22 protein-coding genes are annotated in these 21,883 nt (G+C 64.6%); 8 read left to right on the top strand and 14 right to left on the bottom strand.

Features of this window, described 5'->3' with window-relative positions; all coding sequences use genetic code 11:
- The coding region (locus IVB13_RS03875; protein ID WP_247487838.1) for a hypothetical protein at positions 1-199 on the top strand (199 nt) is incomplete at its 5' end.
- On the opposite strand, the gene IVB13_RS03880 is transcribed toward IVB13_RS03875, so the two are convergent.
- Both IVB13_RS03880 and IVB13_RS03885 read right to left on the bottom strand, forming a co-directional pair.
- Positions 180-1,097, bottom strand: a complete 918-nt coding sequence (locus IVB13_RS03880; RefSeq protein ID WP_247487839.1) for an NADP-dependent oxidoreductase — start codon at positions 1,095-1,097, stop codon at positions 180-182. The two genes, IVB13_RS03875 and IVB13_RS03880, sit on opposite strands and share 20 nt — an antisense overlap.
- 369 nt (positions 1,098-1,466) lie before the next feature.
- The gene (locus IVB13_RS03885) at positions 1,467-2,279 is read right to left on the bottom strand and encodes an aminoglycoside phosphotransferase family protein (protein WP_247296504.1); all 813 of its coding nucleotides are present in this window, start codon (positions 2,277-2,279) and stop codon (positions 1,467-1,469) included.
- Positions 2,280-2,523: 244 nt separating this feature from the next.
- Here IVB13_RS03885 and plsY (IVB13_RS03890) point away from each other — a divergent pair, with 244 nt between their 5' ends.
- Positions 2,524-3,174, top strand: coding sequence for a glycerol-3-phosphate 1-O-acyltransferase PlsY (plsY, locus tag IVB13_RS03890; protein ID WP_247362544.1), 651 nt, complete (start codon positions 2,524-2,526; stop codon positions 3,172-3,174).
- 1,383 nt (positions 3,175-4,557) lie between these two features.
- On the opposite strand, the gene rpmG is transcribed toward plsY (IVB13_RS03890), so the two are convergent.
- Together rpmG and IVB13_RS03900 are read right to left on the bottom strand one after the other, a co-directional pair.
- Positions 4,558-4,725 carry a 50S ribosomal protein L33 gene (rpmG, locus tag IVB13_RS03895; RefSeq protein WP_007603295.1) on the bottom strand — a complete coding sequence of 56 codons (168 nt, stop codon included), beginning with the start codon at positions 4,723-4,725 and terminating at the stop codon, positions 4,558-4,560.
- Positions 4,726-4,849: 124 nt separating this feature from the next.
- The gene (locus tag IVB13_RS03900; protein ID WP_247296507.1) at positions 4,850-6,175 is read right to left on the bottom strand and encodes an LLM class flavin-dependent oxidoreductase; all 1,326 of its coding nucleotides are present in this window, start codon (positions 6,173-6,175) and stop codon (positions 4,850-4,852) included.
- Between the two features lie 215 nt (positions 6,176-6,390).
- Between IVB13_RS03900 and IVB13_RS03905 the strand changes: the two genes are divergently transcribed.
- Positions 6,391-6,951 (top strand): hypothetical protein, encoded by a 561-nt coding sequence (locus IVB13_RS03905; protein WP_247369727.1) that lies wholly within the window; start codon positions 6,391-6,393, stop codon positions 6,949-6,951.
- Here the strand turns inward: IVB13_RS03905 and IVB13_RS03910 are convergent, their stop codons facing one another.
- From IVB13_RS03910 to topA, 4 genes are read right to left on the bottom strand one after another with little or no spacing between them, the layout of a single operon-like run.
- Complete coding sequence (locus IVB13_RS03910) at positions 6,952-7,701, bottom strand: NUDIX domain-containing protein (protein WP_247369729.1); 750 nt, start codon at positions 7,699-7,701, stop codon at positions 6,952-6,954.
- Between the two features lie 33 nt (positions 7,702-7,734).
- Positions 7,735-8,175 (bottom strand): DUF983 domain-containing protein, encoded by a 441-nt coding sequence (locus IVB13_RS03915; RefSeq protein WP_018458336.1) that lies wholly within the window; start codon positions 8,173-8,175, stop codon positions 7,735-7,737.
- Positions 8,169-10,523 (bottom strand): ribonuclease R, encoded by a 2,355-nt coding sequence (gene rnr, locus IVB13_RS03920; RefSeq protein WP_018458335.1) that lies wholly within the window; start codon positions 10,521-10,523, stop codon positions 8,169-8,171. Before rnr ends, IVB13_RS03915 begins: the two co-directional genes overlap by 7 nt.
- Positions 10,524-10,530: 7 nt before the next feature.
- Positions 10,531-13,275, bottom strand: a complete 2,745-nt coding sequence (topA, locus tag IVB13_RS03925; RefSeq protein WP_085383371.1) for a type I DNA topoisomerase — start codon at positions 13,273-13,275, stop codon at positions 10,531-10,533.
- 281 nt (positions 13,276-13,556) lie between these two features.
- On the opposite strand from topA, the gene IVB13_RS03930 reads away from it, so the two are divergent.
- Entirely contained in the window at positions 13,557-13,742 is a 186-nt protein-coding gene (locus IVB13_RS03930) for a hypothetical protein (RefSeq protein ID WP_018458332.1), read from the top strand.
- Between the two features lie 33 nt (positions 13,743-13,775).
- Here the strand turns inward: IVB13_RS03930 and IVB13_RS03935 are convergent, their stop codons facing one another.
- Both IVB13_RS03935 and IVB13_RS03940 read right to left on the bottom strand, forming a co-directional pair.
- Entirely contained in the window at positions 13,776-14,330 is a 555-nt protein-coding gene (locus IVB13_RS03935) for a flavodoxin family protein (protein ID WP_085395633.1), read from the bottom strand.
- 212 nt (positions 14,331-14,542) lie between these two features.
- Positions 14,543-15,013, bottom strand: a complete 471-nt coding sequence (locus tag IVB13_RS03940; protein WP_204511390.1) for a helix-turn-helix domain-containing protein — start codon at positions 15,011-15,013, stop codon at positions 14,543-14,545.
- A gap of 121 nt (positions 15,014-15,134) precedes the next feature.
- On the opposite strand from IVB13_RS03940, the gene IVB13_RS03945 reads away from it, so the two are divergent.
- Complete coding sequence (locus tag IVB13_RS03945) at positions 15,135-15,908, top strand: SDR family oxidoreductase (protein WP_166517487.1); 774 nt, start codon at positions 15,135-15,137, stop codon at positions 15,906-15,908.
- Between the two features lie 177 nt (positions 15,909-16,085).
- Positions 16,086-16,268: a hypothetical protein gene (locus tag IVB13_RS03950; RefSeq protein WP_018458328.1), complete on the top strand. Its 183-nt coding sequence runs from the start codon at positions 16,086-16,088 to the stop codon at positions 16,266-16,268.
- Positions 16,269-16,338: 70 nt separating this feature from the next.
- Here the strand turns inward: IVB13_RS03950 and IVB13_RS03955 are convergent, their stop codons facing one another.
- Positions 16,339-16,947 carry an FMN-dependent NADH-azoreductase gene (locus IVB13_RS03955; RefSeq protein ID WP_018458327.1) on the bottom strand — a complete coding sequence of 203 codons (609 nt, stop codon included), beginning with the start codon at positions 16,945-16,947 and terminating at the stop codon, positions 16,339-16,341.
- Positions 16,948-17,030: 83 nt separating this feature from the next.
- Here IVB13_RS03955 and IVB13_RS03960 point away from each other — a divergent pair, with 83 nt between their 5' ends.
- Complete coding sequence (locus IVB13_RS03960) at positions 17,031-17,441, top strand: helix-turn-helix domain-containing protein (protein ID WP_018458326.1); 411 nt, start codon at positions 17,031-17,033, stop codon at positions 17,439-17,441.
- Here IVB13_RS03960 and dprA read toward each other — a convergent pair.
- Positions 17,438-18,580 carry a DNA-processing protein DprA gene (dprA, locus tag IVB13_RS03965; protein ID WP_247487840.1) on the bottom strand — a complete coding sequence of 381 codons (1,143 nt, stop codon included), beginning with the start codon at positions 18,578-18,580 and terminating at the stop codon, positions 17,438-17,440. The two genes, IVB13_RS03960 and dprA, sit on opposite strands and share 4 nt — an antisense overlap.
- 90 nt (positions 18,581-18,670) lie before the next feature.
- On the opposite strand from dprA, the gene IVB13_RS03970 reads away from it, so the two are divergent.
- The gene (locus IVB13_RS03970) at positions 18,671-19,915 is read left to right on the top strand and encodes an amidase (RefSeq protein ID WP_247487841.1); all 1,245 of its coding nucleotides are present in this window, start codon (positions 18,671-18,673) and stop codon (positions 19,913-19,915) included.
- Here IVB13_RS03970 and IVB13_RS03975 read toward each other — a convergent pair.
- The gene (locus tag IVB13_RS03975) at positions 19,907-21,115 is read right to left on the bottom strand and encodes a patatin-like phospholipase family protein (RefSeq protein ID WP_247487842.1); all 1,209 of its coding nucleotides are present in this window, start codon (positions 21,113-21,115) and stop codon (positions 19,907-19,909) included. The two genes, IVB13_RS03970 and IVB13_RS03975, sit on opposite strands and share 9 nt — an antisense overlap.
- A gap of 144 nt (positions 21,116-21,259) precedes the next feature.
- Complete coding sequence (gene plsY / locus IVB13_RS03980; protein ID WP_085383365.1) at positions 21,260-21,856, bottom strand: glycerol-3-phosphate 1-O-acyltransferase PlsY; 597 nt, start codon at positions 21,854-21,856, stop codon at positions 21,260-21,262.
- Positions 21,857-21,883: the final 27 nt, after the last annotated feature.

Consider the following 21,883-nt stretch of genomic DNA (forward strand, 5'->3'; position numbering starts at 1 on the left):
AATCATTGAACAATTGATTCGGGAATCCTATAAATCGCGGCAAAATCAACAATCTGCCAAAGTAGTGCTATGCAGGGCGGAAGCGCATGCTTCGTCTCCATCGCGGCGGATAATCCAGCGGGCATCCGAGCTGCTGGTGATCGCCGGCCGGTTACGCGCATCAATGGGCGTGCGTTCTCTCAGGGACGAATGTGGATAATCGTACTCCCCTTGCGTCGCTTGGTCGGATTTAACGCGGCGACGGCATCATCGAGGGTCGAGACGTTGCCGATGTTCGTCCGCAGTCGTCCGTCCCGCACCCGCCGTACGATCTCACTCAGTTGGGCTCGATCGGACTCGACGACGAAGTCGACCGCCAGACCCTCGGAGGGCCGCGTCTCGGCCGGCCCCACGATCGTCACCAATGTTCCTCCGGCTCGGATCAGTGCTGCGGATCGCTTCTGGATGTCACCGCCGATGACATCGAACACCAGATCGACTTTGCCCACGTCCTTCAGGGTATCGTTGTCGAGGTCGACGAACTCCTTCGCGCCGAAGTCGAGCACTGTCTGACGGTCGGCGGCGCGTCCAGAGCCGATGACGTAGGCGCCGGCCTCTCGTGCGAGTTGCGTCACCATCGACCCGACTGCGCCGGCCGCTCCGTGAGCGAGGACGCTTTGCCCCGCCTGAAGGCGGCCGTGTTGGAACAGCCCTTGCCACGCCGTCAGGCCCGAGATCGGCAGACTCGCACCTACCGTAAAGTCGACGTCGCCCGGCAGCGGTGCAAGGTTGCGTGCCTCGATCGCCACATACTCGGCCAGCGTGCCGTCGCGATACCAGTCCGCGAGGCCGAACACCCGCTGTCCGACTGATAGTCCCGTTGTGCCATATCCGAGGGCGGAGACCACTCCGGCCAGCTCGTGCCCAGGGATCGACGGTGTTCGGTCACGTTCGAGGCGATCGGTCCAGGTCGAGGGCCACGCCAGCTCAGTCGGTACAAATCCCGACGCATGAACCTGAACGACGACGTCGTTTATCGCTGCCTGCGGCTCGGGCCGGTCCATGAGCTTCATCCCGGCCCTTCCTGCGGCCTGGTCCGTTACAACGATCGCCTTCATGGGAATTATCTCCTCGGTCATTTGTCTCTTGGTCGAATAATGCAAAGAGCGTGGACGCACCGGCATCCACAGAATGTCAGGCTGTGTGGAACTCGTGTCTTCGTGTCCGCAATCTCCGCTCTCCGCATTGACCGGGGCTCCCACTCATCCTGATGGATAGGGATCGCTCCGGTCGCCGGTCGTCAGCGAATAGATGCGTTGCGCCCGGCTATAAAACAGGACCAAGAATGCCGATTTTGGCTGTACCAAGCGCGAGGGCCGCCTCCCGATACAACCCGATTGTGCCAAACGGCTCCACTGGCTGCCGAGATTTGCTCGGTGATCGAGAGCGCCTTGAGACGGCGAACAGGAATCGAGGTTGCGGACGGTTCAGTCTTTCGCGCGCAGCCCCGCTTCGATGCGCTGGATCAGTTGCTCCCGCAGCGCAGGCACCACGTTTCCGAGGACGACGAAGGTGCGGACGATAGGCAAATACGGCTCCATTGCCGCCGTCAACTCCGCCAGAGACATGCCGGCCAGCCGCGCATATTCGGATTGCGCCGCCGCATTGGTCGCGCGCGGCCGCTCCGGATTGTCGGCTATTTTCGGGCCGAGCTCGGACAGGATGACATGCAAGAACCCAAGATCGAGGGCGGCGGGCCCGCGCATCGCGAAGGTCCAGTCGACGAGCTTGGGGCCTTCCGCAGTCATGATCACGTTGCCGGGGCTAAGGTCGCAATGGCAAAGCCCGCCGCCGGTCGACAGGCGATCGATCAGGGTGAGGATGTCAGTGGCGACGTGCTTCGGGACCTTGCCGTCGTCGTGCCGCAACTCGCTCTCCATATACGCGCGCATGGAGGGGAGCTCCGGCGGTGGCGACGTCTTGTGAAGAGACATGGCCAGAGCCGCGATGATCGCGCCCGCCTGTTCGAACGTCACCGCGCCGGTGCGCGAGAGATGCCGCAGGGTCGGTCCGTCGAGGCGCTCCAGCACGATGCCGAAGCGCCCGTCCAGCGTCACCTCTCCCAACACCGCCGGCACGGGGACGCCGGCGGCGTGCACGGCGCGGATCATGCGTACCTCGTGTCGGCCGAGCAGATGAGAGACGCCGGCCTTAAACAGCTTCACGACCTGACCGGGCGCCCAGGCGTAGGCCTCGGAGAAGGCGCCTTCACCGATCTTTTCCCCCAGCGATCCCTGCATGTCCGTTCTCCGCCGCGCAGATGAAACACCGGCGGCGAGAAAAAAGGAACCCTTCCCGTCGCGGGGGCAGCCGGACATTATCATCGCGTTTCAACCTGCAGAGACCTTCGATCGCAGTCGCAGCCTCGGGGCCGTGATCGGCCACTTGTGACGTATAGCGGTCAGACGAAGTCGGGGATAAAACAGCGTTCAGGAAACTGGATCCAAAACCCATGGCTTTTGGACAGCGGGCGCGGTTGGGTTGTTGATCGCCTATCTCCTTGGCTCGGTCCCCACGGGCCATCTGGCGGGGAAGCTGCTCAGGGGCATCGACATCCGAAGGCATGGCTCCAAGTCCACCGGGGCAACGAATGTCTTGCGCACTCTCGGCAAGGGGGCTGCCTTGTTCGTGCTCGTCGGCGATGTGCTGAAGGGCGTGGGTGCCATCATCGTCGCGCGTTCGTTCTGCCCTTGGCTGTACGCGGAAATATCCCCGCCGCCGACAGCGTCTGATCTGCATGTCTGGGTGCCATGGGCTGTTTGTCTGGCTGGACTTGCTGTGCTGTTGGGACATAGCCGATCGATCTGGCTGAACTTCACGGGCGGCAAGTCGGCTGCCGCGGGGCTCGGTGTGTTGCTGGCGATGTCTTGGCCCGTCGGATTGGGGGCTGCAGCCGTCTTTGGCCTCGTGCTGGCTATGACCAGGATCGTTTCCTTGAGCTCGATGCTCGCGGCTTTGACGTCAATCGTTCTTGTCTGCGCGGTCGAGCACCCATTGCCGTATCGGTTGCTGGTGATCGGAGGCGGCCTCTACGTGATCATCCGCCATCGTGCCAACATCCAAAGGCTTTTGGCGGGAACGGAGCCGCGTCTGGTTCGAAATGGCCAGGGTACGAAAGCGGAAGTGCAGGTTTAGCAGACGACTTATTTGCCGCGCTTATTGAGGTGCAGCAACGCTCAGTTGTCGAACGGCGCTGAGCGATATCAATTCACAATAGCGAACCCAACGGAGGGAACATGGCCTTCAGATCAGCGAGCTTTGTCCTCAACGCTGGAACATGGGAGGCCAAGGTAGGAGACCGTCCGTTTCACGGTTATTACTCATCCATACTGACCAGCGAAAATGGACAACTGAGGATTATCGAAGAAACGGTTGCAGTCGCAGCGCCCTGATCGTCTCGCGTGATCAGCCGAAGCGGGAGCGCATAGCGGAGGCGACAGTTCCAGAAGCACGCTTCCTCGCGCTCTCGTGCCCCGGCGCAGCGCGGCGCTTCTTTAGCGGTGCGTTGCAGAGCCGGGGCCCAGTCGCTGGTTGTATTGTGTGGCTTTCTGGGTCCCGGTTCTGCGCAGCAACGCTTGCGCGTTGCAGCGCGCCCGGGACACGCGAGCGCCCAAGACGGGCCAGAAAAAGCCCATTCAAGCTCCGTGACGTCCGCGAACTTACGACAGGAGAGCTAAGTTCAACTGCGCCAGAAAGCCGGCGGACGGGATGGACTAACGCGTGCGTCCTGACCGCTTGAGATCGGCGACCTTAAACCTGTTGCCGGCGGCCAGACTGCTGCACAACCAGTGAGCCTTGTTTCGGTTGTCGCCCAGGAACGTCCTGGTTTCGACGCAGTCCAGGTAGGATTTGTGGGTGATGGTGTCTCGGCAGGTCGGCGAGAAAGGTCCGTAGTCTATGTTGCCGCCCGACACGCTGCATCCAACCCAGGGATCTTTGCCGCTTGGGAAGCTTGATGCACAGCCACCGTTGCAGCTGCTGGCGACTTTCTCCAGGCTGGCAATCCTCCCCATCACAGAACCCGGCGCATACGAAGGCGTTCGCGCGACTGACGTTTGAGCTGTTGAGGCAGTCCGACGCGGCGCAATTGTGTTTGCTCCTCGCTCCGACACGTGCGGCCTTGTCACCTGTTTCGGCGCGTCGACCGTGACGGGAGGAATCGTGGCGGCGGAGCCGGTTGGGATTTGCGACGCTGCCGGCGCGCACAGCAAGACGGTCGACAAGACAGCGATGGTTGAAGGCACGACAAGGCTTGATGAGAATCTCATGACCATGTCCTTCCAAATCCGGACGGAAATTTCCGCCCGGCAAGTGCACGGTAACATACATTCGGGAACGAGCCACCGAGGGTTGAAAAAAATCTGGCCATGACTCGCTGTGCCGAGCTCAGCCCTCGTGCCCAGCTCGCAGCGTAGCGTCACGTCCACGGGGCGCTGCTGCGTATCCGGACACGAGAGAGGGGCCAAAATAAAACGGGACCCGAAAGGGCCCCGCAAAAGTCTTCTACGTTCCGCGATCTTACTTGATCTTGGCTTCGCGGAATTCGACGTGCTTGCGCGCCACGGGGTCGTACTTCTTCTTGACCAGCTTGTCGGTCATGGTGCGCGAATTCTTCTTGGCGACGTAGTAGAAGCCAGTGTCGGCCGAGGACACGAGCTTGACCTTGATGGTGACCGCTTTGGCCATGTTCAGAACCTCAGGAATGAAGGGAATCTGGAGCCGGCCAAATGGCCCGCGTTGGCCGGCAACCTAGCCAGAAACCGCCTGATGTCAAGATTTTAGGGCTCGAAAAGCACCCAGATCAGGCCGATTACGCCTCGAAGAACCGGTTTTTGGGCCGAGGCAGGCCCAGATTCTCTCTCAAAGTGGGCCCTTCGTACTCTTTCCGGAAAATCCCGCGGCGCTGCAGCTCCGGGACCACCTTGTCGACGAAATCGTCGAGGCCGGCAGGCAGGAACGGGAACATGATGTTGAAGCCGTCGGAGCCGCACCCGACCAGCCATTCCTCCATCTGGTCGGCGATGGTTTTGGCCGTGCCGACGAAGGATAGCCCGCCATAGCCGCCGACGCGTTGGGCGAGCTGGCGCACCGTGAGCTTGTCGCGGGCCGCGAGGTCGACCATGCGCTGGCGACCGCTCTTGCTGGCATTGGTCTCCGGGATTTCCGGCAATTGCCCATCCGGATCGAAGCCGGAGGCATCCGTGCCGAGGATGACCGAGAGCGAGGCGATGGCGCTGTCGTAATGCACGCGGCTGTCGAGCAGCGCGCGTTTCTCCCTGGCCTCGTCGACGCTGTCGCCGACCACGACGAAGGCGCCGGGCAGAATCTTGAGGTGTTCAGGATCGCGGCCGACCTTCTCCATGCGGCCCTTGATATCGGCATAGAGTTTCTGGCTGTCGGCAAGGCTGCCGCCGCCGGTGAAGACGGCTTCCGCGGTCTCGGCGGCGAGCTGCCTGCCGTCCTCGGAGGCGCCGGCCTGCACGATCACCGGCCAGCCCTGGACCGGGCGGGCGATGTTGAGGGGACCGCGCACCTTCAGATATTTGCCGTGATGGTCGAGCACATGCATCTTGGCGGGATCGACGAACACGCCGCTTTCGACGTCGCGCACGAAGGCGTCGTCGGCAAAGGAATCCCACAGGCCCGTGACGACGTCGTAGAACTCGCGGGCGCGCTTGTAGCGCTCGGCGTGCTCCATGTGGTCGTCGAGGCCGAAATTCAGCGCCGCATCCGGGTTCGAGGTGGTGACGATGTTCCAGCCCGCCCGCCCGCCGCTGAGATGGTCGAGCGAGGCGAAGCGCCGTGCGACGTGATAGGGCTCGTCGAACGTGGTCGAGCCCGTCGCGATCAGGCCGATCCGCTCGGTGACGGCCGAGAGCGCCGACAACAGCGTGAAGGGTTCGAACGAGGTGACCGTGTGGCTGCGCTTGAGCGCATTGACCGGCATGTTCAGCACGGCGAGGTGATCGGCCATGAAGAAGGCGTCGAACTTGCCGGCCTCGAGCTTCTGGATCAGCGTCTTGATGTGGCCGAAGTTGAAATTGGCGTCCGGCCAGGCCCCGGGATAGCGCCAGGCGCCGGTGTGGATGCTGATCGGGCGCATGAACGCGCCAAGCTTGAGTTGCCGTTGTGCCATCGCCCGGTGTCCGTTCTTGGTGTCGTTCCCGAAGACATAGGCACGCCGCGGAACTCCGCCATCGGGGGAGGCAGGAAGATTATTTTGTTTTTCGCGACGCCCTCAGCACATTCGCGTCATTCCGGGCCGCGCCCGGAATGACGGAGGAGTCCCATCGAACCGATCCACGGCTCACTCCGACCAAGCCATGACTTTCGCTCCCGAGGAGACCTTCGATGGCAGGTGCAATGACCGTGGACGGGCGCATCGTCCGCATCGACCGGCCCATGCCCCGGGTCGGGCGGCTGCTGTCATTGCCGCTGCTGGCGGCGAGCTTCTATCTGCTGTGGAATGTCGCGCTGGGCCTGCGGCAGGATTTCTCCGGTTTTGGGCGGCTCGCCGATGATCTCATGCCGGTGCTGGTGTTCACGGGACTCGGGCTGCTCGTCGGCATCCCCGGAATCATCCTGCTCACCTTTCGCACCTTCGTCGTGCTGAACGAGACGCTGCGCCAGATCGTCATCACCAGGCAGTTCGGCCCGCTGAATTTTCGCAAGCATCGCGATCTCGCCGATTATCATTTCATCAGCATGACCGACGAGGACGATCCGGAGCTGACGACATACGATGTCAATCTCTGCGGCAACAAAGGGACCGAGCCGATCACGCTGATGAGCTTCACCAAGCGCGAGGAAGCCAGTCGCTTCGCCAGCGAGCTCGGGCGAGTGCTGAACCTTCCCGCGCGCGACTATGTCGGCACCGAGCCCGACGCGGACAATGCGGACGTCACGAACTGATCAGCTCAAAATATCCTTCTGCATCTTGCCGCCGTAGAAATGGAAGAACGGCACCGGCGCATCGTGGCGGAGCGGGCCGGTGGCGAGGCGCGCGTCGAGCTCGTTGAGCACATTGCGTGTCATCGGATGCAGATCGGCGAGCGGCTTCGAGCCGAGCTCGACCCAGACCAGTTCGACAAGCTCTGCATCGGCATGGATCACGCCGTCGACGCGATGGGTGATCGCGGAGGCGTCCGCCGTGAAGAAGCGCGTGTCGAACCGCTTGACGCGGCCGGGCGGGGTGATCGCGCGCGCGATCAGGAACAGGCTGGAGGGATCCGGCAACAGGCCCGCATCCGCGAACGGCTTCCAGGCGCCTTCGAGTTTTGCCTTGCCCTCGGCCTTGCGTCCCAAGCAGAGACCGGTCTCCTCGCAGGCTTCGCGGATCGCGGCGATGGCCAGCGATTTTGCGCGCGAGGCCGGCGTCTTCGGGCTGCCCTTGGCGAGATTGGCTTCCAGCTCGGCGGTGATCGGCGCCGCGCATGGTACGCGATAATCGTCCTTGTCGACGCGGCCGCCCGGGAAAACGAATTTTCCGGGCATGAACACCACCTTGTCGTGGCGCTTGCCGACCAGGACTTTTGGAATGGCTCCGCTGCGGTCGACCAGGATCAGTGTCGCGGCATCCCTAGGGCGGAAATAGGGATGATGATCGGCTTCCTTGCCCTCGTGGATCTTTGCCTTGTCGGCTGCCTGCGACGTATCCGTCATGTCCTCACCCAAACCACTTCTTGTTTATTTTGCTTACACCGGCGGAATACCATCCGTCGGGTTCTCGTCAAACCCGTGCATGCGCAGAGCCCATTGCAATCCGACCACGGCTCCCTTCACCGGCTGCAGCAGTGCCAGCGAGGCGACGAAGGTGAAGGGCAGATAGGCCGCGAAGCTGATCCAGACCGGCGTCGTATAGTTGGTCTCGATCCACAGAATAGTCGGCACCACGATGTGCCCGACAATGACGATGACGAGATAGGCTGGCAAATCGTCGGCCCGATGCGGCGTGACATCGAGGCCGCAGACGGAGCAGTTATCCGCGGTCTTCAGGAAGGCGCGGAACAGCTTTCCCTCGCCGCAGCGCGGGCAGCGGCCGCGAAAGCCGCGCCTCATCGCAGCAAAGACGTCGCGCTTCTCGACGAGGCCGGTGTCGCGGGTCCAGATCTTCGGCGCCGTGCTCGTCGTCACCATGCCTTGCCCTTCTGGCCCTTGCCCTTGCTTTTTCCCTTGGCCGTTTTCCCCTTGCCGGGCTTCTTCGGCTTGTCCGGCTTGCGCTTCTTGTCGGGACTGCGCCCGGGGTGCGCCTTGAACGAGGGGCGGCGTTGCGGACCGGAGGACCTGCGGCCCCGCGGTGCGGTCTCGCCGGACGAGGACAGCAGCTCGAAGCGCAATGCGCCTGCGATCGGAGCCGCCTCGATCAGGCGGACGTCGACGACATCACCGAGCTGATGCATGGTGCCGCTGCGCGTGCCGACCAGGGCGTGGCGGCCCTCGTCATAGTTGAAATATTCCGTGCCGAGGGATCGGATCGGGATCAGGCCGTCGGCGCCGGTCTCGGCGAGCTTGACGAACAGGCCGGCGCGCGTGACGCCGGAGACGCGGCCCTGGAAGCTCGAACCGATGCGGTCGGCGAGGTGATGGGCGATCAGGCGGTCGACGGTCTCGCGCTCCGCTTTCATCGCGCGCCGCTCGGTCACTGAGATATGAGCTGCGACCTCGCTCAACGTTTCCGGCGTCTCGGTGTCGGGCAGCGCGCCTTCGCCGAGGCCGAGCGCGCGAACCAGCGCACGGTGCACGACAAGGTCGGCGTAGCGGCGGATCGGCGAGGTGAAATGCGCATAGCGGCGCAAATTCAGGCCGAAATGACCGTAATTCTCCGAAGAGTATTCGGCCTGTGCCTGGGCGCGCAGCACGACCTCGCTGACCAGCGGAAAGTGGTCGTGGCCTTCGAGCTGCGCCAGCACGCGGTTGAACAGAGCGGGGCGCAGCGCGCCGCCTTTCGCGAACGGAACGTCCAGCGTCGCCAGGAATTCCGCGAGCGCGTGGACCTTTTCCAGGGTCGGCTCGTCATGCACCCGGTAGATCAGCGGCAGCGACTTCTTCTCGAGCATCTCGGCTGCCGCGACATTGGCGAGGATCATGAACTCCTCGATCAGCTTGTGCGCGTCGAGCCTGTCGGGCACGACGACGCGGTCGACCGTGCCGTCGGGCTTGAGCAGGATCTTGCGCTCGGGCAGATCGAGATTGAGCGGATCGCGCTCGTCGCGCGCGCGCTTGACGCAGGCATAGGCGGCATAAAGCGGCCTCAGGATCGGATCGAGCAGGGGGCCGGTGGTGTCGTCCGGCCTTCCGTCGATCGCGGCCTGCGCCTGCGCATAGTTCAGCTTGGCTGCGGAGCGCATCAGGATGCGGTGGAAGCTGTGCGACCGTTTCCGCCCGTCCGGCGCGATGATCATCCGCACCGCGAGCGCGCCGCGCGGCTCGCCCGGCACCAGCGAGCAGAGATCGTTGGAGATGCGCTCGGGCAGCATCGGCACGACGCGGTCGGGGAAATAGACCGAGTTGCCGCGATCGAGCGCATCGCGGTCGAGCGCGGTGCCCGGTCGCACGTAGAAGCTCACATCGGCGATGGCGACATCGACGATGAAGCCGCCCTTGTTGTTGAGATCAGGATCCGGCTGCGCGTGTACCGCGTCGTCGTGATCCTTGGCATCCGGCGGATCGATGGTGACCAGCGGCACATCGCGCCAGTCCTCGCGCCCCTTCAAATTGGCCGGCTCCGCCGCTTCGGCTTCGCGCTCTGCCGCGGGACGGAATTGTAGCGGGATGTCGTGCGCGTAGATCGCGATCAGGCTGATCGCCTTCTCCGACTTGACCGAGCCGAGCTTCTCCTTGACGCGGCCTGACGCCAGCCCAAAGCCGCGCGAGCGGATGATGTCGACGCTGACGAGATCGCCGTCCTGCGCGCCGTGCGTCTCGGTCGGGGCGATATTCAGCTCGCGGTCGGCGGACTTCTTGTCGACGGGGATGATCCGTCCGCCGCCTTCGGGCAGGCTGCGGAAGACGCCGAGAATGCGGCTCTTGGTCTTGTCGAAGACCTTGATGATGTGGCCGCGATAGGCCGGGCCTTCGGTCTCGTCGGAGCGCTCGACGCGCAGCAGCGCGCGATCGCCAACGCCTGCTGCGGTGCCGGGCTTGGGCCGGCGCGGCATCGTGATGAGGATCTTTGGCGGTTCGCCGCTTTCGACTTCGTCCCATTCAGTGGGGGAGGCGACCAGCTCGCCGTCGGCGTCGCGGCCGGTAATGTCGGCGACCAGCGTCGGCGGGAGGCTGTCCGGCTCTGAAATCGTATGGCGCTTTTTCTTGACGAGCCCGTCGTCGGCAAGCTCGCGCAGCATGCGCTTGAGCTCGATGCGGTCGGCGTTCTTCAGGCCGAACTCGCGTGCAATTTCGCGGGTTCCGACCTTTCCGGGATTTGCCTTGATGAAGGCGACGATGGCTGCCCTGTCGGGAAAGCCACGGTCATTCTTGCGTTTCACTTAGCCTCTATTTGGTGCCGGCACTTTTCTTGGCCGGAGCTTTGGCGCCAGCTGCCTTGGTCGGTGACGTTTTGGCCGTCGACGACACGGCTGCGCGCGCCTTGCTGGTGGATTCGGATTTGGGTTTGGCCGCCTTCTTCGCGGCCGGCTTTTTGGTTTTTGGTGCGGCGTCATCGCCGTCGGCGGCCTTCGCCGCAGCCTTCTTGGCCTTGGCCGGCTTCGCCGCCTTCTTCGGCTTCTTGCCGCCGCCCTTGGCCGCACGCTCGTCGATCAGCGCGATTGCCTGCGGCAGCGTGATGGCGTCTTTCTCGATGTCGCTCGGGATCGTGGCATTGACGCCACCCGCGGTGACATAGGCGCCGTAGCGGCCGCCCTTTACCGTGACGGTGCCGAGGGTGGGATGATCGCCGATCGCCCTGCCGGGATCAGCGCCGAAGCGGCGGCTCGGGCCCTTGGCGATCTTCTCCGCGATCAGCGTCACCGCGCGGTTGATGCCGATGTCGAACACCTCATCGCCGGCCTCGAGGCTGGCATAAGTCTTCTCGTGCTTCACGAACGGCCCGAAGCGGCCGAGACCCGCGGTGATCGGCTCACCGGTTTCCGGATGCTTGCCGATCTCGCGCGGCAGCGACAGCAGCTTGAGCGCAAGCTCGAGCTCGACATCTCCAGGGGACATCCCCTTCGGAATGCCTGCGCGCTTCGGCTTCTCGCCCTCCGCATAATCCTTCTGCTCGCCGAGCTGGATGTAGGGGCCGAACCGCCCGGCCTTGACCCAGACATCGCGGCCCGTATCCGGGTCCTGGCCGAGCGAACGATCGGCCGTTGCCTCGCCGTCGGCGGCGAGCTGACGGGTGTAGCGGCATTCCGGATAGTTCGAGCAACCGACGAAGGCGCCGAACTTGCCGGCCTTGAGATTGAGCCGTCCGTTGCCGCAACTCGGGCATTGCCTGATGTCGCCGCCATCGGTGCGGGGCGGGTAGATGTGCTGTCCGAGCATGTCGTCGAGCACGTCGAGCACCTGGGCGACGCGCAGATCCTTGATCTCGTCGACCGCGCCGATGAAACCGGTCCAGAAATCCTTGAGCACCTGCTGCCAGGAGATCTCGTTGTTGGAGATGCGGTCGAGCTGCTCTTCCAGATTGGCGGTGAAGTCGTATTCGACGTAGCGGGCAAAGAAGCTTTCGAGGAACGCGACTACGACGCGGCCCTTGTCCTCGCCGTGCAGGCGCTTCTTCTCGAGCTTGACGTAGCCGCGGTCCTTCAGCACCTGAAGGATCGAGGCATAGGTCGAGGGCCGGCCGATGCCGAGCTCTTCCATGCGCTTGACCAGCGAGGCCTCGGAGAAGCGCGGCGGCGGCTCGGTGAAGTGCTGGGTGACGGCGAGCGACTGCCGCTTCAGCGCATCGTTGGGGCTCATCGCGGGCAGGCGGCGGGAGTCCTCGTCCTCCTCGTCGTCGCGGCCTTCCTGGTAAAGTGCGAGGAAGCCGTCGAACTTGACGACCTGGCCGGTGGCGCGCAGGTCCAGCGTGCGGCCGCCGACCTTCGCCGTGATGTCGACCGTGGTGCGTTCCAGCTCGGCCGATTCCATCTGGCTCGCGATGGTGCGCTTCCAGATCAGTTCATAGAGTCTCGCCTGATCGGACTCGAGCTTGCGGCTCATGCTGTCGGGACGGCGCGACATGTCGGTCGGCCGGATCGCTTCGTGGGCTTCCTGGGCGTTCTTGGCCTTGGCCTGGTACTGACGCGGCGCGTCCGGCACATAGGCGTTGCCGTAATCCTCGCCGATCACCTTGCGGGCCTGGGTGATCGCGGACGGGTCGATCTGCACGCCGTCGGTACGCATATAAGTAATGAGTCCGGTGGTCTCGCCGCCGATGTCGATGCCTTCATAGAGCCGCTGCGCGATGCGCATGGTGTGCGCCGGCGCAAAGCCGTATTTGCGGCTGGCTTCCTGCTGCAGCGTCGAGGTGGTGAAGGGGGCCTGCGGATTGCGGCGGGCCGGCTTGGCATCGACCGCGGTCACCGCGTAGGCGGCTGCTTCCAGCGCCTTCTTGAAGTCTTCGGCTTCCGCGCCGGTGCCGATGTCGAGGCGCTGGATCTTCTTGCCGTCGGCGCCGACGAGACGGGCCTCGAAGGCGTCGCCGCGCGGCGTCAGCAGGGTCGCGATCAGCGACCAGTATTCGCGCGCAACGAACTTTTCGATCTCGAGCTCGCGGTCGCAGACCAGACGCAGCGCCACCGACTGCACGCGGCCCGCCGAGCGGGCGCCCGGCAGCTTGCGCCACAGCACGGGGGAGAGGGTGAAGCCGACCAGATAGTCCAGCGCGCGGCGCGCCATATAGGCGTCGACCAGCGCACCGTCGATCTGGCGCGGATTCTTCATCGCGTCCGTCACCGCCTGCTTGGTGATGGCGTTGAACACCACGCGCTCGATCTTGTGGTCCTTGATCGCGCGCTTCTCTTTCAGGACCTCCAGCACGTGCCAGGAGATGGCCTCGCCCTCGCGATCAGGGTCGGTGGCGAGAATCAGGCGATCGGCGTTCTTGAGGGACTTGGCAATGTCGTTGAGCCGGCCGGCCGCCTTGGGGTCGACCTCCCAGATCATCTTGAAATTGGCGTCGGGATCGACGGAGCCGTTCTTTGCCGGCAAGTCGCGGACATGGCCAAACGAGGCCAGAACCTCGTAGGACGAGCCCAAATACTTGTTGATCGTCTTGGCTTTCGCCGGCGACTCCACAATGACGATATTCATGTAGTTCCAGTAACTTATGGGGAAATTTGGGGCCGAATTCGATGAGATTCGGGTCGGCCCTTTCGTCCCGAACATGGGTGGTGAGGCCGTCGCTGTCAAATCGAGGGCTGTTGAGAGCCCTCCCGATGGGAAAAGTTTCATATCGAGAAAGTTGCAAAATACCACCTTTGAGTTGCGGTCGATGTCGGCGTAATGTTGCCGCGGGGCATGGATTCGGGTGGGGGCTGGTGACTAAGCCAGGAAAGAAACGGGCGGGCGCCGCATCGCGCGCGGGGGGAGGCTTGCGTCACGAGGAACCGGGGGAGGGCGGCGTCGAGGAGGCGGTCGCCTTCATCGCCGAGCAGGTCGGGGCCCTGCGCAAGCTTGCCGAACGACACAGGCTCGACGTGCTGCATTATCTCCTGGGAATGACCAAGCTCGAGGCGGACGAGCATCTGCGGCTGAGGAGCAAGCGCAGGCTGTCGTGAAGGGGGCGATGTACTGCTCCAACGACGGTGCGGTTAGCCGTTGCGGCTTGCCATTTTGGCCAATCGCAGGCCGAGATATGCGGCCGTGCCGAGGTCGCTCTCCGGCAACGAGCCGTCAATCAAGTGTGTTGCCAGACCAAGCTGGCTGCCCAAACGATTGCGGCCGCTCGGATCCTCGCCACCGGGAATATCCAGTCCGCACCAGAGCATGCCGTGCTGCGCGGCCAGAATGGAAAAGTAGGACAGTGTGTGGAGTTGATCGCCGCTTGCGCAGGCGCCCGTGGTGAACCCGGCTGCGATCTTGTTGGCCCAGCGCTGCTGGCTCCATCGATCACTTGAAGCATCGGCAAACGCTTTGAATTGAGCGGCTGGCCCGCCCATATAGGTCGGGCTGCCAAACGCAACTGCGTCGGCGCCATCGATCGTCTCCAGTAAGCTCTCATTCTGAAAGCGGCCTGACACGATGTCGCCGCCGGTGATGCGACACAGCGTGACCTGCGCTTTGCCATCTGCTCCGCGCGCAACCGCATGCGCCAGCTTCTCGGTGGTGCCCGAGATGGAAAAATAGGTGATGGCGAGCAGGGGCATGGTGGTGCCAGTTTGGTGGGACCTCGCCATCTTTGACGCTGTCGATGGCTTGTACAAGTCCGCCACGCCATATTGCGAGTTGGGACGCTCGGGTACATGCCGACCCGCCTTCGATGAAAGTGGGTCAACCTGCGGAGCAATCGCGGGCTGTCGTAGCCGCGAAGACCGAGCGGAATCGGTCGCCAGGACGACGTTGAAGAGACAGCGCACCGCTATCCCGCTGACCGTCGCCGCGGCGCAGGCCGCGGCTTCAGCGAGGTGTCCGCGAGGCTGAGCAATCGCCCGTCCTCCGCGCGCAGTTCGAGCTTCTTCACCGGTCGGCCTTTCTCGCGATCGACCAGGATGGTCGCGATCTCCGACGGGCGATCGTCGAAATCCTCGCCCCATTGGCGCAGCGCTACCAACACCGGGAAGACGCCGCGGCCTTTCGGCGTCAGCACATATTCCTCGTAAGGGCTGCCGTCGGAGGCGGGGGCCGTGGTCAGGATGCCGTGATCGACCAGCGCGCGCAGCCGCGTCGACAAGATGTTCTTGGCCATGCCGAGCTTGCTCTGAAACTCACCGAAGCGGCGCAGCCCAAACAGCGCCTCGCGGATGATCAGCAGGGACCACCGGTCGCCGATCGCCTCCAGCGATCGCGCGATCGGGCAGGCGTCCCCCTCGAAGCTCGTCCGTTTCACCATGATCTGGTCCTTTCGCGATCGCACGGTCCTGTCACCGTTCACGCGCTCTTGTGGTTGCATCTTAAAACCAGGTGGCCTAGATGGCAATCGTAGTTTTATGATGAAACCACTGGAGGCGAACGTGAGACTGAAGAACAAGACGGCCCTGATCACCGGCGGCAATAGCGGCATTGGACTGGCAACGGCAAAGCTGTTCGTGGCCGAGGGCGCCAAGGTGGTGATCACCGGGCGCAACAAGGAGACGCTCGAGGCGGCCGCGAAGGAGCTCGGGCCGAACGCGCTCGCGCTCGCCGCCGACGCCACCGACATTGCCGCGACCGAATCTGCGATCAAGAAGGGCGCCGAAAAGTTCGGCAAGTTCGACATCCTGTTCGCCAATGCCGGCATCGCCGGCGGTACGCCGCTGGGGTCGGCCACGCTGGAGGTCTTCGAGAAGGTCATCAGCACCAATCTGACCGGCGTGTTCTTCACCGTTCAGTCCGCGCTGCCTTATCTCAACGACAATGCTTCCATCGTCCTCAACGGCTCGGTGATCTCCGTGCTCGGCATTCCCGGCTATTCGGCCTATGGCGCCGCCAAGGCCGGCGTGCGGGCGATGGCGCGGATCATGGCCTCGGAGCTCTCGCCGCGGGGCATTCGCGTCAACGTGGTCGCGCCCGGTGCGATCCGCACGCCGATCTGGGGACCCGCGACCGCGACGCCCGAAGCCGAGAAGGCGTTCGAGAAGCGGATCGCGCTGACGACGCCGCTGGGGCGCATTGGTGAAACAGATCACGTCGCCAAGACTGTGCTGTTCCTCGCCTCCGACGATTCCGCGCATGTGCAGGGCCAGGAAATCTTCGTCGATGGCGGCGCGGTTGCCTCTCCGAGCGGCGCGCCGATCTATCGCGGCTGATCAATCTTGGTGCAAATTGAATCGGTCGGCGCAGCGGCGAGCGGTTGCGCCGGCCGGTTCCCACGTCTCGCGAGCTGTATTTTCTGAACGTTGCGGGAGGCATTGAACCTTCGCTTGCGCTGCCAAGACACTTTTACGGGCAGGGGGTCACGAAGACTCATTTCAAGGGAGCCCGATATGCCAAAGGCAGCTCGTATTATTTCCCCGATTTCAGCACCGCGTATTTACACCGAAAACTCCGCCGTTCCTGCCAAGCGTTCCGACACCTCCGAGTTCGTCGGGGTCGCTCTTTTCTCCGGCATCGGCCTGTTCGTTTCCCTCGTCGCCGTCATCCTGGGCATTCAGGGCGCCTGGTTTTAGCTTCGCCGATCGCGCACCGGTCGATCAGCCGCCGCAAGCGATGTTGCGGCGGCTGATGATGTGCGCGTTATCAGGCCGCGCGGAGGGCGGTCGCCGCCTCGAGCGCGCTTGCGAGCGACTTCTCGCGATGCTCCGGGCCGACCTGGATTCCGTCGGCGCTGATGAATTCGGGATGATGAATCCCCATGAAACCGAACACGCCACGCAGATAGCTTTCGAGGTGCTCCAGCGACGCGGCGGGCGAGCCCGCGCCGTAATAGCCCCCGCGCGAAACCGCGAAGATTACGCGCTTGCCGCCGGCAAGGCCCTGCGGGCCGTTGGCCCCATAGCTGAACGTCTTCCCCGCCACCAGGACCCGGTCGATCCAGGCCTTGAGCTGGCTCGGAATGGTGAAATTGTACATGGGCGCGCCGATCACGACGATGTCGGCGGCAAGAAACTCGTCCAGCGCGGCCTTGCTGGCGGCGAGATCGGGGCCGAGCTCCGCCGGCGCAGGCGCGCCTTGCGCGGCCGCCAGATGCGAGCCGGAGAGATGGGCGAGCGGGCTCTGCGTCAGGTCGCGATAGACGATGTCGAGCGATGGCGTCGCCTGCCTGAGACGGTCGACGATGGCGGCGGAGACTTGCCGCGAAACGGAGTGGGGGCCGAGCACGCTGGAGTCGATGTGGAGGAGTTTCATTCGGGATCACCCTGGTATAAGTTTGTAACCAGAGCTACATGAGTGACTATCGAAATCCCCGCAAGAACGCACCTTTTTGAGCCATGGGCACATCCCTGAAACCTGCGCACATCGATTTGCCCGCCTCACCAAGGCCGGATCCCAACCATGCGGACTGCCGCGGCGTCGCCTCGATCCTCGCGCGCGTCGGCGACAAATGGAGCGTGTTCGTCATCATGATGCTAAGTGACGGGCCCAAGCGCTTTAACGAGCTCAAGCGCATGATCAATGGCATTTCGCAGCGGATGCTGACCTTGACGCTGCGCGGGCTCGAGCGTGACGGCCTGGTCACACGCACGATCTTCCCGACCATTCCGCCGCGGGTGGATTACGAGCTGACCGATCTCGGCCGGGGACTGCAGCAGCCGGTAAAGGCACTCGGCGAATGGGCGATCACGCATCAGCAGCAGATCGCCGCGGCGCGTACGCGCTTCGACGAGCGGACCACTCCTTAAAGCAGCGAGACCAAGCCACCGCCGTGGCGTTCGAGCCGGCCGGCGAGCTCGAGTTCCAAGAGCACGGTACGCACGATGGCCGGCGAGGCGCCGGACATCCGCACGAGATCGTCAATCGTGACAGGGGCAGGGCCGAGCAGGCCGGTGATCTGGTCGCGGTCGTGCCCTTGAGGATCGCTCTCGAACGGCTCGCTGTCGGGCTCGCGCGCGGTACGCATCAGCGGCCGCTCCATGATCGGTGCGACCGCGTTGACGACGTCGGCGGCTTCGGTGACGAGCGTCGCGCCCTGCTTGATCAGATCGTTGGTGCCGGCGGCGCGCGGGTCGAGCGGCGAGCCCGGCACGGCGAACACTTCGCGACCCTGTTCGGCGGCCATGCGCGCGGTGATCAGCGAGCCCGAGCGGTGCGCCGCCTCCACCACGACCACGCCGAGCGCGGCGCCCGAGATCAGCCGGTTGCGGCGGGGAAAGTCGCGGGCGCGCGGCTCGTGGCCGAGCGGCATCTCGGAGATCGCGGCACCCTTGCGGTCGAGGATCGAGGCCAGCAGATCGCCGTGCTCCGGCGGATAGATGCAGTCATGTCCGCCGGCGAGCACGGCGATGGTGCCGCTCTCGAGGCTGGCGCGGTGCGCGGCCTGGTCGACCCCGCGGGCAAGGCCGGAGATGACGACAAAGCCGGCTTCGCCAAGCTCGCGGGCGAGCTGACCGGCGAATTTCAAGCCTGCGCCGGATGCGTTGCGCGAGCCGACGATCGCGATCATCGGTCGCGTCAGCGTTGCATTGTCGCCGCGTACGGCGAGCAGCGGCGGCGCATCGTCGAGCGTTGCCAGCCGCGCCGGATAACCGTCCTCGCCGGGCGCGAGCCAGGCAATTCCGAACTTGCGGCTCGCGGCGAGCTCGGCTTTCGCCTCGTCGGCGCTGCAGATGCGCGCCGATCGTTGCGCGCCGCCGCGGCGTGCGAGATCCGGCAGCCGCTCCAGCGCCGCGCGCGCCGAGCCGAAATGCTCGACCAGCGACCGGAACGTGCGCGGCCCGACATTGTCGGACCGGATCAGCCGCAGGCGGTCGATCCTGTCGGCTTCGGTCAGCTCTACGCTTCGGTTGATGGCGTCCACGGCGGCTCCTTGCAGGCACAGCATGGAACAACCTGAGGGCGTGGGCAACAGCGGCGTGAGCTTGCGCGGCTTCGTCGCGATGCTAAAAGCGGTCCCAATAAGAAGGGTATTGCCATGATCTCACTCGCCGACCTCCAGCGCCGCATCGAAGCGGGCGAGCTTTCGCCCGAGGCCGCCATCGCGCAATCGCATGCAGCCATCGAGGCGCGGGAGAAGGAGGTCCACGCCTTCGTCCGTTACGACAGCTCGGCGAAGGCGCAAGGCGCCGGGCCGCTGCGCGGCATCGCGGTCGGGATCAAGGACATCATCGACACCGCCGATTTTCCGACCGAGATGGGATCGTCGATCTATCGCGGCTGGCAGCCGCGCGCCGATGCGCCTGTGGTGATGATGCTGAAGCGGGCGGGCGCCACCATCATCGGCAAGACCACGACCACGGCGTTCGCCTCGCGCGATCCGACCCCGACGCTCAATCCGCACAATCTCGGGCATACGCCGGGCGGCTCGTCCTCGGGCTCGGCCGCGGCCGTCGGTGCCGGCATGATCCCGCTGGCACTGGGCACCCAGACCGGCGGCTCGGTGATCCGGCCCGCCGCCTATTGCGGCACCGCTGCGATCAAGCCGTCGTTCCGCATGCTGCCGACGGTCGGCGTCAAATGCTATTCGTGGGCGCTCGACACGGTCGGCCTGTTCGGCGCCCGCGCGGAAGATCTCGCGCGCGGACTGCTGGCAATAACCGGCCGCACCGAATTCGCCGGCATCGTCCCGGCGAAGGCGCCGCGCATCGGCGTTATCCGGCAGGAGTTTGCCGGCGCCGTGGAGCCGGCCGCCGAGGAGGGGCTGCAGGCCGCGATCAAGGCGGCGACGCGGGCTGGCGCCAGCGTGCAGACCATCGATCTGCCGCAGGCGGTGCAGGAGGCCTGGCGCATCCACCCTGTGATTCAGGACTTCGAGGCGCATCGCGCGCTCGCCTGGGAATTTTCCGAACGCCACGACGAGATCGCGCCGATGCTGCGCGCCAGTCTCGATGCGACGGTCGGTCTCACACCCAAGGAGTACGACGACGCACGCCGGATCAGCCGCCGCGGGCGCCGCGAGCTCGGCGAATTGTTCGAGGGGTTCGACGTGCTCCTGACCTATTCGGCGCCGGGCACGCCGCCGGCCAAGGAGCTCGCGAGCACCGGCGACCCCCGCTACAACAGGCTTTGGACGCTGATGGGCAACCCTTGCGTCAACGTGCCGGTGCTCAAGGTCAATGGCCTGCCGATCGGCGTGCAGGTGATCGCGCGCTTCGGCAACGACGCGCATGCGCTGGCGACGGCGTGGTTCCTGGAGCAGGCGCTGGCGAAATCAGGCTAGCGCAGGTTCGAGAGCGACGATGCGCTGGCCGGATGCGGCCGGCGCTGCGCTGTGATCTGGACCTTGCTTGAGCCAGCGCCCGGCAGCCTCGCGGCCGCTCCGGTGCAGCGCGCGAATGAAGCCGCGGCCGAGATCGGTCGATGAGCGCTGCGCCAGGCCCTCGACGAAATCTTCCGCGGCGATCCTGGAGAGCCGCAACGACGATGCGGCCTGCGATTGCGCCCATTCGATCGCGGCGATCTCGGCATTGAGGGCGGCGTTGGCCGCGATCTGATCCAGCCTGCGGTCGATCGCGGCGAGCGTGATCGGCACGTAGCTGTCGCGCGCCGGCGTGACCTGGACGAGCAGGATTTCGGTGCTCGTCGTGTCCTGCACGAGCCGCAGCAGGGGCGGATTGCCGCCGAGGCCGCCGTCCCAATAAGCCTCGCCGTCGATCTCGACCGCGCAATGAACCAGCGGTGGACAGGTCGAGGCCAGCGCGACGTCGGCGGTGATCACGTCGTTGCGGAAGATCTGCTGCTGCCCGTCGCGGATCCGGGTCGCCGCGATCAGAAGCTTCGGGCAGCGCGCCTCGCGCAAGGCGGAAAAATTGATGTCGCGCGACAGCGCCTGCCGCAGCGGATCGAGATCGAACGGATCGAACTGGCCGGAGCGCAGCGTCGGGCCGAACGCGACCGAGCTTCCCGCCGGCGAGAAGCCGCCGATCAGCATCAGCGATCGGAACGAGGCTTCGTGCATCAGCCGGATCCAGAACCGGTTCAGCCGCGCGCGGGCGCCTTCACGGCCGCCCTCGGCGAAACCGGACGCGAGCAACAGCGCGTTGATGGCGCCGGCACTGGCGCCGCTGATGGTGTCGATCGCGATCGATGGCTCTTCCAGCAGCCGCTCCAGCACGCCCCAGGTGAAAGCAGCGAAGGTGCCGCCGCCCTGAAGCGCCAGCGACAATTTTCGCGGCGGCCATTGCCGCGGGGTCCGATCGTGCGTGACGGGCGCTGCAGTTAGGATTTCGGCTGGTTTCCCCGCTTCCACGATCGGATCGGGCTCGCGCGGTGGAGGCTGGACGGAAGCAGGCGCTGGAGCGACAAGCGGCGAGGGCGCACTAGACCAGATGTCCGTCGTCGAGAGCAGCCGGCTTGCCGCGGTGCAGGCAGCACCTCGCAAATCGCCATCGTCTTGCGCGCTGACAATCTTCTCGCTCATTCTGAGCAACCGCGTAGAGCCATGCCCACGTCAGGGCCAAGCCATGAACCCGTTCGTCCATACAGCCGTGATTCGGCTGCAAGTTGCGAACACCATTTGCGATATAATGCAGAAGGGGTGCCGCGGTATCCGTGGATTCCCGGCTTATGCCTTCTCGCCGATCCGGCTTTCCTTGCCCGATTGCAGCCGCTTGATGTTCTCGCGATGGGCGTAGAACAGCAGCAGCGTCAGCACCGCGGCCATCGCTGCTAGTGCGAGATGGCCAAACCACCACAGGAACAGCGGCGTGATAAAGGACGCCACCAGCGCAGAGAGCGAGGAATAGCGGGTGGTGAAGGCGGTCGCGAGCCATAGCAGGCAGAACACCAGCGCGGCCGGCCAGAACAGCCCGAGCAGAATGCCGATATAGACGGCGACACCCTTGCCGCCGCGGAACTTGAGCCAGACCGGGAAAAGATGGCCGAGGAAGGCGCCGAGCCCGGCCAGCATCGCGGCGTTGGGACCGGCGATGTAGCCGGCGATCACCACCGCCACGGTGCCCTTGAGCGCGTCGAACAGCAGGGTCGCGGCGGCAAGGCCCTTGCGCCCCGTGCGCAGCACGTTCGTGGCGCCGATGCTGCCGGAGCCGATCGACCGCAGATCCTGCGTGCCGCCGAGCCTGGTCAGGATCAGCCCGAACGGAATCGAGCCGAGCAGGTAGCCGATGACGAAAGCGACCGGAAGAAACAGTTCAAGCGCCATGTCTGCAAATTCCCTGGCTGCAGCTCC

Source organism: Bradyrhizobium sp. 17 (genome assembly GCF_023073515.1).
Taxonomy (GTDB): domain Bacteria; phylum Pseudomonadota; class Alphaproteobacteria; order Rhizobiales; family Xanthobacteraceae; genus Bradyrhizobium; species Bradyrhizobium canariense_D.